This is a genomic window from Trinickia sp. (assembly GCF_051953955.1).
Taxonomy (GTDB): domain Bacteria; phylum Pseudomonadota; class Gammaproteobacteria; order Burkholderiales; family Burkholderiaceae; genus Trinickia.
In genome coordinates this window covers 24673-36234 of sequence record NZ_JBQCIF010000111.1, presented here as the reverse complement: position 1 = coordinate 36234, position 11562 = coordinate 24673, and the positions used below count along the sequence as shown (strand labels likewise).

Here is an 11562-nt window from a genome sequence, read left to right as displayed (position 1 = left end):
CAAACGACGGGACCGAGCGGGCGATGCGTATCGTTCGAGAATTCGTCGCGAATCTGCGCGGAGTAGTAGCGCAGGAAATCCACCGCCTCGCGAATTTCGGAAATCGCGTTCGCGAGCGACTTGCCGGCCTCGCGCACGATGAGCCCCATCAGCGTATGCATCTGCGCTTCGAGCAGATCGGCCGCGCGGGCGAGGCAATCGGCGCGCGCTTCGACAGGGGTCGCCTGCCAGATCGGCGCGGCGGCCACGGCATGGACGAGCGCCGCATCGACATGCTCGCGTGTGGCTTCGACGACGATACCGACGATATCGCGCTGATCGGCCGGATTGCGGACCTCGCGCCCCGCGCCGGCCGCGGCCTCGCCGTCGCCGAGCATCGGCGCCGCTCGCCCCGGGTGATGCGCGCTGGCCAGCAGCGCTGACGAAAGCGATGCGAGGCGATGCTCGTTCGACAGATCGAGGCCCATCGAATTCAGACGCTCGCTGCCGAACAGATCGCGCGGCAGCGGAATCTTCGCGTGCGGCGCGCCGAGCGGAACGATCTTCGAGGCTTCGTCCACGGGATCGGCCACGAGCGCGGCGACGGGCACCGTTTCATCGGCGATGCGATTGACGAACGACGTGTTCGCGCCGTTCTCGAGCAAGCGGCGCACGAGATACGCGAGCAGCGTTTCATGCGTGCCGACCGGCGCGTAGATGCGGCACGGGCGGTTCAATTTTTCGCGGCCCGTGACTTCTTCGTACAGCGGCTCGCCCATGCCGTGGAGGCACTGGAATTCGTACTGGCCCGGGTAGTAATTCTGGCCCGCCAGGTGGTAGATCGCCGCGAGCGTGTAGGCGTTGTGCGTCGCGAACTGCGGGTAGACGGCATCGGGCGCGCCGAGCAGCTTCTTCGCGCAGGCGAGGTACGAGACGTCCGTGTAGACCTTGCGCGTATAGACCGGATAGCCTTCGAGGCCGTCGAGCTGCGCGCGCTTGATTTCGCTGTCCCAGTAGGCGCCCTTCACGAGGCGCACCATGATGCGGTGCCGGCTGCGGCGGGCGAGATCGACGACGTAGTCGATCACGAACGGGCAGCGCTTCTGATAGGCCTGAACGACGAAGCCGATGCCGTTCCAGCCGGCCAGCTCGGCATCGAAGCAGAGCGCTTCGAGCAGATCGAGCGACAGCTCGAGGCGATCGGCTTCCTCGGCATCGATATTGAGGCCGATGTCATAGCGGCGCGCGAGCACGGCGAGCGCGCGCACGCGCGGCAGCAGCTCGTTCATCGTGCGCTCTTGCTGAGCACGCGAATAACGCGGATGCAACGCCGAGAGCTTGATCGAAATGCCGGGGCCTTCGTAGATGCCGCGCCCGCCGGCCGCCTTGCCGATCGCATGAATCGCCTGTTCGTAAGACGCGTAGTAGCGCAGCGCGTCTTCTTCGGTCGTGGCCGCTTCGCCGAGCATGTCGTACGAGTAGCGGAAGCCGCGCGCTTCGTACTTGCGGCTGTTCGCGAGCGCCTCGGAAATCGTCTCGCCCGTCACGAACTGCTCGCCCATCAAGCGCATCGCCATGTCGACGCCCTTGCGGATCAACGGCTCGCCGCCCCGGCCGATCAAGCGTGTGAGGGCCGAGGACAGGCCCGCTTCGCTGTTGGTCGTCACGAGCTTGCCCGTGATCATGAGGCCCCAAGTTGCCGCATTGACGAACAGCGACGGCGCATGGCCGACGTGCGACTTCCAATCGCCCTTGCTGATCTTGTCGCGAATGAGCGCGTCGCGCGTGGCGCGATCGGGAATGCGCAGCAGCGCTTCGGCCAGGCACATGAGCGCGACGCCTTCCTGGCTCGACAGCGAGAACTCGTGAATGAGGCCTTCGACGCCGCCGCCCGTGCGCTTGGCGCGCAGCGTTTCGACGAGCTTGGCCGCCATCTTGCCGACGTCGGCCGACAACGGCTCGGGCAAGCGGGCCTCGCCGATCAGGAACGGCACGCACTCGGGCTCGGGGCGACGATAGGCGGCCGTGATCGCGGCGCGCAGCACCGATTGCGGCTGCACGTTCTGCGCGAAATCGAGGAACGGATGCGGCGCGCCATCCTCTTCGTGCTCGGTCGCGGCACCCTCGGCGAGATCGCCGAGGCTCGAAACGCCTGAGAGCTCAGGGGGCAATTGCCCATGTTCGATCTTCTCGAGATAGGCGAAGATCGCCTGCTTGATGAGCCAATGAGGGGTGCGCTCGAGACGGGCAGCGGCCTCTTTGAGGCGGGCGCGGAGGAGGTCGTCGACTTTGACGCCGAGGGTAGTACTGGCCATGGTTCCTTCGATCGCCGGCGATTTACGCCGGCCGATGACTAAAAAGTTGGCCGAATCCTACGCCTCCCAATAAAAAGGTGCAACCAAAACCCCGTTGCGGTTGCACCTTGTGGCAACCCTTTACCCATAAGGGTTGCCGCGAAATCGGCGCGGGTTGGGCATCGCCGGTTGCGCTCGGTGTTTTCCCTGACGTGAAATCGTTCTCGCGGCCCTACGCCAGGGCTGAGGAATGCCGTTAACGCAGGAAAGCGTTCCAGCGAACGGTAGACGCCGGGAAAGGAGAGGCGAAATGGAAAAGTGGATCGTAATCGGGGGCGTCTGGACGATGGCCGTGGTGTGCCTGGCGCTGTTCGTGCGCGGCGCATCGCCGGCACACAGCCGTGCCGTCGCGCTGGCGCGGGTGCGTCAAGCTCGGCTCAAGGCCGAAACAGCCAACGACGCGCTGCTGAGCGAGCGCAGCTGAAGGCCAACGACGCCTGGCCCATCGCACCCACTTCGAGGCCCATCATGATTTGCTCGCACGAAAGCCGGTCCTGCGCCCGCCATCGGCAGGCCGGACAACGCCGGCGCTCTCGTTTCGCCGCCTGCGCGCGGCCTGCCGCATCGCCCGCGCCCAGCTACACGAACCGCGTCCGAACGCGCGCCCGCAACGCGCGCAGCCGCCTGCTCTACTGAGCCGCCACGCCACCGCGGATGCCCGCCTCGTCCACGAGACCGGCTAGGCGGCGCCCGTCTTTCATCGGCCCGCTCAAATATCGAGCGGATCGACCTCGACGCTCCAGCGCAGCACCCCCTTCAACGTTCTCAGCATCGGCTGCCATGCCCGCAACGTCGCGAGCAGCGACGCGCGCGACGCGCTCTCGATGAGCAGTTGCGCCCGATGCACGTTCGCGACTTTGACGATCGTCATCGGCACGGCATCGTAGACGGTCACGCGCTCCGCGGCCGGCACGTCGGCCAACGCCGCGCCGGCGGCGCCGAGAAAGGCGAGCGCCGCGTCGAGCGTGCGCGCTTCGGCACGCAGCAGCGCTTGATAGACGAACGGCGGCAACTGCGCATCGCGCCGCTCCGCGAGCGTCGCGTTCGCGAAGCCGACGTAGTCGTGGCGCCCGAGCGCGTGATAAAGCGCATGCCGGGGATAGCGCGTCTGCACGAGCACCTCGCCGGCCAGCCCGGCACGCCCCGCGCGGCCGCTCACCTGCATGAGCTGCGCGAACAGCCGCTCACCCGCGCGAAAGTCGTGCGAAAACAGGGCCGCGTCGGCATTGAGCACGCCCACGAGCGACACCCGCTGAAAATCGTGCCCTTTGGCGATCATCTGAGTGCCGACGAGAATGTCGACTTCGCCGGCATGCACATTCGAAAACAGCGTTTGCGCACTGCCCTTGCGGCGCGTGCTGTCGGCGTCGATGCGCAGCACGCGGGCGCCCGGTACCAGTGCGGCGAGCGTCTCCTCCACCCGCTGCGTTCCACGGCCGAGGGGCGCGACGTCGACGTTGCCGCACTCGGGGCAGGCCCGCGGCACGCGTTGCTCCCAGCCGCAATGGTGGCACCGCAGCGCATGCTCGCCCTTGTGCAGGACGACATAGGCGCTGCAGCGCGGACAGCCGGCCACCCAGCCGCAGGCGTCGCAGGCGAGCACGGGCGCATAGCCCCGGCGATTGAGGAAGACGAGGCTTTGCTCACCCCGTTCGAGCCGTGCCTTCAGTGCCGCGACGAGCGGTCCGGAGAGGCCGTCGACACTGCTGCGCCCGCGGCGGCGCTCCTCTTCGAGGTCGACCATTCGGACCGACGGCAAGACCGCATCGGCCACCGCGCGCCGCGATAGCGACAGCCGCCGGTAGCGGCCTTGCTCGGCCTGCCACCAGCTTTCGAGCGAGGGCGTGGCCGAGCCGAGCACGACGGCGATGCCGCGCTGCTTCGCACGCCAGATCGCCAAGTCGCGCGCCGAGTAGCGCAACCCTTCCTGTTGCTTGTAGGCGGGCTCGTGCTCCTCGTCGACGACGATCATCGCGAGCGCCGGCAACGAGGCGAGAACGGCTAGGCGCGTGCCGAGCACGATGCGCGCACGCCCCGTGTGCGCGGCGAGCCAGCTGCGCGCGCGCTCGCCGTCCGCCATCGCGCTGTGTAGCGTGACGATCGACTCCTCGCCGGCGAGCGCGGCGAACCGTGCCCGAAAAGCCGCCTCGAACTGCGGCGTCAGATTGATCTCGGGGACGAGCACGAGTGCTTGCGCCTCGGGGCGCGCCGCGAAGAGCCGCTCCAGCGCGCGCAGGTACACCTCGGTTTTGCCGCTACCGGTGACCCCGTGGAGCAGGAATGGCGCGAAGCCTCGCGCCGCAGCGATCGCATCGACGGCTTGCGCCTGCTCGTCCGTCAAAGCGGGGCGAGCCGTCTCGACGCCCGGCACGCTGACGGCGGTTTGGCCCTGACGGCAGGCGGACCGCGCCTCGTCGCCGGGCACGCTCGCCGATCCGCCCACGGTATCCACTTCGGTCCAACCCTGCGCCTGCCAACCGGCCAACGTGGCCCCCGCCTTCGGGTGCAGCGCTCGGGCGTCGGACGCGCCAAGCGAGCTCACGAGCGCCAGTGCGTCCGCGAGCCGCCGAAGGGCCGCGGCACGCGCCGGCAATGCGGCGGGCAATGCCGCACGACCGGCATCGGTCAATCGATAGCGCGGCTCGACGGCGAACAGGCGAGGCCACCGAGAAGGGTCGCGCAACGCTTGCGGCAACGCCGGCAACGCGACTTCGCCGAGCGAGCGCTGATAGTAATCGGCCGCGAACGATGCGAGTTCGAGCCACTCGCCCGAAAGCGGCGCGCAATCGCGGCAGACAGCCTCGACGTGGCGCAGCCGTTCGGCCGGAACGTCGCTGTGAGCGCTCACTTCGACCACGAGCCCTACGATGCTGCGCCTGCCGAACGGCACGCAGACGAGGGTGCCCGGCGCCGGCGCCGGTTCGTCGCAGCGGTAGTCGAAGAGCGTCGGCAGCGGCGAATCGAGCGCAACGCGAACGTAAGCCCCGCTCATGCAGGGCGGCGCCCAGAGGCGCGGCGGAAGCATCGCCCGCCTTGTCCGCGCAGGCAACGGCAATCGAATGGCCCGAACTTAAAGTGAAACATGAGATTCGCCGCTAACCTATGGATCTGGCTGAACTTTGTCGTGAGATCCTGGCTGCCTGTGGATAACTTTGTTGAAAAGTGCGGCGGCGGAACCGCAAAGAGGCCGTCGCGCTGACGTTCTGTGGGAAACCGCACATTCCGCCCTCCGGTCGCAAACCCTTGCCCGTCAAGGCAGCGACGCAAGAGGTACATGGTTTGCAGGGCGGCGTCAATCATTTCGGGTTCTACCGCGCCGCAACGAGAGGAATGTGTATAAGTCAAGTCTTGACAATCACAAGACGACCCGGCGATGCCATTCGCCGGGCGATTCGCGCCCTAGCTGGAGAGCCCACCTCGCTGCGTCGCAGCAAAGCGAATCTCATGGTGCGCAGGCCCCCGCCCGCATCGTTCTGCTGTACCGGTGCACCTCGTCGACGAGTTCGGCGACGTGCTCCGGCGGCGTGAACTGCGAGATGCCGTGGCCGAGATTGAAGACGTGTCCCGGGTGATTGCCGTAGCTATCGAGCACGGCGCGCGCTTGTGCGCGCACGGCCTCGGGCGGCGCGAACAGGACGGTCGGATCGAGGTTGCCTTGCAGCGCCACGCGCGCGCCGACGCGCTCGCGGGCGCGCTTCAGATCGACGGTCCAGTCGAGCCCGACGGCGTCGACGCCGCATGCGGCGATGTCCTCGAGCCACAGGCCACCGCCCTTCGTGAACGTGATCACGGGCACGCGCGCCCCATCGTGCTCGCGCACGAGACGCTGCACGACCGCTTCGATGTAATGCAACGAAAAACGCTGAAAGATGCCATCGGCCAGCGCGCCGCCCCAGGTGTCGAAAATCATGACGGCCTGAGCGCCCGCTTCGATCTGCGCGTTCAGGTACGCGGCGACGGCCTGCGCATTGATGTCGAGGATCCGGTGCATGAGATCGGGGCGGGCATACAGCATCGACTTCACGGTGCGGAAGTCGTCCGAACCGGCGCCCTCGACCATGTAGCATGCGAGCGTCCACGGGCTGCCTGAAAAGCCGATCAGCGGCACCCGCTGGCGCCCCTGTCCATCCGTCAACGCGCGGCGAATCGACTTCACCGCATCGAGCACGTAGCCGAGCGTGTCTTCGACGTCGGGCACGCGCAAGCGCGCGACGTCGTCCTCCGTGCGCACCGGATGCGCGAACCGAGGCCCCTCGCCGGCGGCGAACGACAATTCCAAGCCCATCGCGTCGGGCACGGTCAGGATGTCCGAGAACAGGATCGCGCAGTCGAGCGGGTAGCGCTCGAGCGGCTGCAGCGTAACCTCGGTGGCGTAATCGGGGTTCTTGGCCAGGCCGAGGAAGCTCCCGGCGCGGGTGCGCGTGGCGTTGTACTCGGGCAGATAGCGGCCAGCCTGACGCATGAGCCAGATCGGGGTGTAATCGGTCGGCTCGCGCAACAGCGCGCGCAGAAACGTATCGTTGAGCAGGGTCGAAGGCACGGGAGTGAGGCTGGAAGGCAGGCGAAAGAGACCGCCATTTTACCGGACGCGAGCACGCCTCACGCGTCGCATACCGGCTTTCACGGCCGATCCCGCTGCGCCATTTTGGCGCGGCTATCATCGAGAGCGTTGGGGAGCCCCCCATCCATCGACTTTCTAAGAACACGGAGACCCCATGACGAAACAACGTCTCGCGCGCACGGCAATCAGTGCCCTTGGCGCCATCGGTGCAGTCACGCTCGCCGCGTCGTGCATGAGCACGGCCTTCGGCCAAACGAGCAGCGCCGCGCCGGCCGCGGCGTCGACCTCACGCTTGGACGGCGTCATCGCGCGCGGCACGCTGCGCGTGTGCACGACGGGCGATTACAAGCCCTACTCGTTCCTCAAGCCGGACGGCACGTTCGAAGGCATCGACATCGACATGGCCGAATCGCTTGCGAAGTCGCTCGGCGTCAAGGCTCAGTACGTGAAGACGACGTGGTCGCATCTCATGGACGACTTCCTCGCCAAATGCGACATCGCCGTGGGGGGCGTCTCGACGACGCTCGAGCGCCAAAAGCACGTCTTCTTCACCCAGCCGTACATGATCGACGGCAAGACGCCGATCACGCGGTGCGCCGACGTGGACAAGTACCAAACGCTGGCGCAGATCGATCAGCCGACGACGCGCGTGATCGTCAATCCCGGCGGTACGAACGACCGTTTCGCGAAGCAGTACCTCACGCACGCGAAAGTCACGGTCTACCCCGACAACGTCACGATTTTCAAGCAGATCCTCGAAGGCAAAGCCGACGTCATGGTGACCGACGCGTCCGAGACGCTGCTGCAGCAAAAGCTCAATCCGGGGCTGTGTTCGGTACACCCCGACAAGCCGTTCCAATACGGCGAGAAGGCCTACATGGTGCCGTCGGGAGACGTGACGTTCCAGCAATACGTCGATCAATGGCTGCATCTCGCACGCGCAACGGGCGAGTTTCAGGCGATTTCCGACAAGTGGCTGAAATGAGGTAAAGACGCGCCGGGCGCGAAGCATCGGCGCGGAGCGGTAAGACTCGGTACCGCCCGCGCCGCCCTCAGGCGGGCATACGCGGTGCCGGTGCGTTCGCGCGATGGGTCGCGCCGAACAGCCGCTCGTGCTCGACCTTGACGCAGACGTTCATCGCCACGTCGAGGCCGGCGGCCGCTGCGCGAGCAACGGCTTCTTCGTTGATGACCCCCACTTGCAGCCATAGCGATTTCGCGCCGATCGCGATGGCTTGATCGGCGACGTCGGCCGCCTGCTCGGGCCGCCGGAACACGTCCACCATATCGATCGAGGCCCCTTCCTGCGCGAGCGCGGCTGCCGCCGCGGCCAGCGACGCATAGCAGCGCTCCCCGAGCACGCCGGCGGTATCGTTGGCATAGGCCGGGTTCACGGGCACGATGCGATAGCCGTGCGACTGCATGTAAGCGGCCACCGAGTGGCTGGGGCGATAAGCGTGCGTCGACAGACCGACCACGGCGATCACGCGGTCGCGGCCCAGGATGCGTTTCAGGGTCTCCGGCTCGTTCATTGTGTTGCCATGTGCGATGGGTAAAAAATGTCGGGACACGCAAGCCTCGGTCATATTCACGCGCGGCGTGCGAGCGGGAACAGGCATCTTAAGCTCGCCATTCTGATGATGAAACCCGTTCATGCGATTTTCTCGATAAAATACGACGAAGCGATTGCGCCACGATTTCGTTCTTGCCGTTAATCGGCAATAGTGACGTAATTGTTCCAAAATTTGGGTAAAATATCCCGCAACGCCTTATCTGGCGGGCGTTACAAACTGAAACACTTTGTTACCGCGTCGCTTTCTCAATTCGCCCACAATGCCCCTCAACGGTTTCAACACGGATGTGTCTGCGCTTGGGGCGTCGAATTGTTCGCGATGCCTGGGCTGACAGGCGGCTGATTGGGTTCGGGCATCTTTGTTGGAGTCGTTGTCGGTGCGCTGCGATTTGCTGTGTGGCGCGCACGGCTCCTTCGTTGGTCTCCTCGCGCTAACCCCGTAGCGTGTGGTTTTTAGCGGGCTATCAAGCCCGCTTTTTTTTTGCGATCCGGAGTTGGTGCTTCAGCGCCTTACTCCGGTCTCATGCAGGGCTCGTCGATCGAAGTTGGTGCTTCAGCGCCTTACTCCGATCCCGTGCAGAGCTCGATCCGGAGTTGGTGCTTCGGCGCCTTACTCCGGTCTCATGCAGGGCTCGTCGAGCCCCTCATCGCTGGTGCCCGAGTTCTTCGATCATTCGCGCGCGCATGATGAATTTCTGGACCTTGCCCGTCACCGTCATCGGCATATCCTCGACGAACCGGATGTACCGCGGCACCTTGTAGTGCGCAATCTGCCCCTGACAATACGCCCTGACTTCCTCCTCGGTCAGTTGCTCGCCCGGACGCACGACGATCCACGCACAGACTTCCTCGCCGTATTTCTCGTCGGGCACGCCGAACACCTGCACGCTCTGGATCTTCGGGTGCCGGAAAAGGAACTCCTCGACCTCGCGCGGATAGACGTTCTCGCCGCCGCGGATGAGCATGTCCTTCAAGCGGCCGACGATGTTGCAATAGCCCTGCGCGTCGAGCGTCGCCAGATCGCCCGTGCGCATCCACCCATCGACGATCGCTTCGCGCGTGCGCGGCTCATCGTCCCAATAGCCGCGCATGACCGAGTAGCCTCGTGTCCAGAGCTCGCCCGTTTCGCCAACGGGCACCGTATGGCCCATCGGGTCGACGACTTTCGCTTCCAAGTGCGGGGCGATGCGGCCCACGGTCGACGTTCTCTGCTCGAGCGGATCGTCCGTCGCGCTCTGGAACGAGACGGGGCTCGTTTCCGTCATGCCGTAGGCGATCGTGATCTCCGACAAATGCATCCGCGCGACGACGCGCTTCATCGTTTCGATCGGGCACGGTGATCCCGCCATGATGCCGGTACGCAACGTCGAGAGATCGTACTTTGCAAAGTCGGGGTGATCGAGCTCGGCGATGAACATCGTCGGCACCCCATGCAAGGCCGTGCAACGCTCCTCGGCCACGGCCGCCAACGTGGCAGCCGGATCGAATGCTTCGCCCGGAAACACCATCTTCGCGCCCGTCGATACGCTCGCGAGCACCGACAGCACCATGCCGAAGCAGTGATAGAGCGGCACGGGGATACACAGCGCGTCGGCCTCGGTGAAGCGCATCGCCATCGCGATGTAGCGCGCGTTGTTGACCACGTTCCGATGGGTCAGCGTCGCGCCCTTCGGGTTCCCCGTCGTGCCGCTCGTGAATTGGATGTTGATCGGATCGGCCGACGACAGCGTCGCGTCGATCGCCGCGACGTCGATCGTCTCGCGCGCCACCCGCCCAGCTTCGATCAGATCGGAGAAGGTCGTCATGCCGGGCGTCGACGTATCGCACATGCGCACGATGAGCCGAAGCTCGGGCAGGCGCGCGGCGCGCAGCTGCCCGGGCGCGCATTGGGCGAGTTCGGGCGCCAGCGCCTGCAGCATTTCGACGTACTTCGACGTCTTGAAGGATTCCGCCGTGATGAGCGCGCAACAGCCCGACTTGTTCAGGGCATATTCGAGCTCGGCGAGCCGGTAAGCCGGGTTCACGTTGACGAGGATCGCGCCGATGCGCGCGGTCGCGAATTGCGTCAGCAGCCATTCGACACGGTTCGGCGACCAAATCCCGACTCGGTCGCCGCGCCCAATGCCGGTAGATGCGAGGCCGGCTGCAAGTACGTCGACTTCTTCAGCGAATTCGCGCCACGTCCATCGAATGTCTTGCTCGCGGAATACGACGGCTGGGCGGTCCGGGAACCGCGATGCCGTACCGCTCAGGAGCTGGCCGATCGTCGCTTCGGAAAGCGCAACGTCGGTCGTGCCGCGCACATGCGAAAGACCATTGATCGGCGCGATCAGCGCGCCGTGCTCGGGAATCTGCGTCGCCATCTCGATGTCTCCAAGCGTTCGCGAAATTTTCGAACGATTGTGCCACCGAGCACCCGCGCCCGCATCGAGTGTTACCCGCACGCTCGTTGGCGTCCGAGGCATCAAGAACCTGCGCGCCCCCTTACGGCACCTTCGATCAGGCACCGTGGAACGAAAAACGCCGCTGCGGCGATGGCCGAGCGGCGTTCAAGGATCCTGCTGCTGTTCGCGTCGTTTCGATTCGCATCACCCGCCATAGTGCGACACGGCCGGCAACGCGTTCGAACGCGTTCTTTCGTTAGTGGCGTTGCGAGCGCAGCTTGCGCAGGCGGGCGATCGCGGCGAGCTGCGCCGTGGCGTAGGCCAACTCGGCCTGTGCCGTGGCGTACTCGATATTCGAGCCCGAATTCTGCATCGCTTCCTCGGCGCGCTTGCGAGCCTGATCGGCCTTCGCCTCGTCGAGGTCCTGACCGCGGATCGCCGTATCGGCGAGCACGGTCACCGCGCCCGGCTGCACTTCGAGAATGCCGCCGGCAACGAACACGAATTCTTCGTCGCCGTTTTCGGCCTCGATGCGAACCGCACCGGGGCGAATGCGCGTGATGAGCGGCGTGTGACCCGGCAAGATGCCGAGTTCACCGGCCTCGCCCGGCAGCGCGACGAATTTCGCCATGCCCGAGAAGATTTGCTCTTCCGCGCTGACGACGTCTACTTTGATGGTTGCCATATCTACTCCGATCCCATGCAAGGCTG

General features: G+C 65.6%; 8 protein-coding genes. 2 read left to right on the top strand and 6 right to left on the bottom strand.

The genetic code is table 11. The features are described 5' to 3' along the window. The coding region (gene putA / locus ACTHNZ_RS20540; RefSeq protein ID WP_440544420.1) for a bifunctional proline dehydrogenase/L-glutamate gamma-semialdehyde dehydrogenase PutA at window positions 1-2294 on the bottom strand (2294 nt) is incomplete at its 3' end. Window positions 2295-2583: 289 nt separating this feature from the next. Here putA and ACTHNZ_RS20535 point away from each other — a divergent pair. Then, window positions 2584-2757 carry a hypothetical protein gene (locus ACTHNZ_RS20535; RefSeq protein WP_440544419.1) on the top strand — a complete coding sequence of 58 codons (174 nt, stop codon included), beginning with the start codon at window positions 2584-2586 and terminating at the stop codon, window positions 2755-2757. 285 nt (window positions 2758-3042) lie between these two features. Here ACTHNZ_RS20535 and ACTHNZ_RS20530 read toward each other — a convergent pair whose 3' ends face one another. Then, window positions 3043-5325, bottom strand: a complete 2283-nt coding sequence (locus tag ACTHNZ_RS20530) for a primosomal protein N' (protein WP_440544418.1) — start codon at window positions 5323-5325, stop codon at window positions 3043-3045. A 450-nt stretch (window positions 5326-5775) separates the two neighbouring features. Then, window positions 5776-6873, bottom strand: a complete 1098-nt coding sequence (gene hemE, locus ACTHNZ_RS20525; RefSeq protein WP_440544417.1) for a uroporphyrinogen decarboxylase — start codon at window positions 6871-6873, stop codon at window positions 5776-5778. A 175-nt stretch (window positions 6874-7048) separates the two neighbouring features. Between hemE and ACTHNZ_RS20520 the strand changes: the two genes are divergently transcribed. Beyond that, a complete protein-coding gene (locus tag ACTHNZ_RS20520) occupies window positions 7049-7879 on the top strand; it encodes a transporter substrate-binding domain-containing protein (protein ID WP_440544416.1) in 831 nt (276 codons plus the stop codon). Between the two features lie 67 nt (window positions 7880-7946). Here ACTHNZ_RS20520 and ACTHNZ_RS20515 read toward each other — a convergent pair whose 3' ends face one another. From ACTHNZ_RS20515 to ACTHNZ_RS20505, 3 genes are all read right to left on the bottom strand, one after another. Next, complete coding sequence (locus ACTHNZ_RS20515) at window positions 7947-8426, bottom strand: CoA-binding protein (protein ID WP_440544415.1); 480 nt, start codon at window positions 8424-8426, stop codon at window positions 7947-7949. Window positions 8427-9111: 685 nt separating this feature from the next. Then, window positions 9112-10830, bottom strand: coding sequence for an AMP-binding protein (locus ACTHNZ_RS20510; RefSeq protein ID WP_440544414.1), 1719 nt, complete (start codon window positions 10828-10830; stop codon window positions 9112-9114). Between the two features lie 277 nt (window positions 10831-11107). Continuing rightward, entirely contained in the window at window positions 11108-11536 is a 429-nt protein-coding gene (locus tag ACTHNZ_RS20505; RefSeq protein WP_440544413.1) for a F0F1 ATP synthase subunit epsilon, read from the bottom strand. Window positions 11537-11562 lie beyond the last annotated feature (26 nt).

Bases quoted from the DNA above. Each gene is read 5' to 3' on its own strand.
- ACTHNZ_RS20505 (WP_440544413.1), bottom strand. From the start codon at position 11,536: ATGGCAACCATCAAAGTAGACGTCGTCAGCGCGGAAGAGCAAATCTTC.
- ACTHNZ_RS20530 (WP_440544418.1), bottom strand. From the start codon at position 5,325: ATGAGCGGGGCTTACGTTCGCGTTGCGCTCGATTCGCCGCTGCCGACG.
- ACTHNZ_RS20520 (WP_440544416.1), top strand. From the start codon at position 7,049: ATGACGAAACAACGTCTCGCGCGCACGGCAATCAGTGCCCTTGGCGCC.
- ACTHNZ_RS20510 (WP_440544414.1), bottom strand. From the start codon at position 10,830: ATGGCGACGCAGATTCCCGAGCACGGCGCGCTGATCGCGCCGATCAAT.
- ACTHNZ_RS20515 (WP_440544415.1), bottom strand. From the start codon at position 8,426: ATGAACGAGCCGGAGACCCTGAAACGCATCCTGGGCCGCGACCGCGTG.
- ACTHNZ_RS20535 (WP_440544419.1), top strand. From the start codon at position 2,584: ATGGAAAAGTGGATCGTAATCGGGGGCGTCTGGACGATGGCCGTGGTG.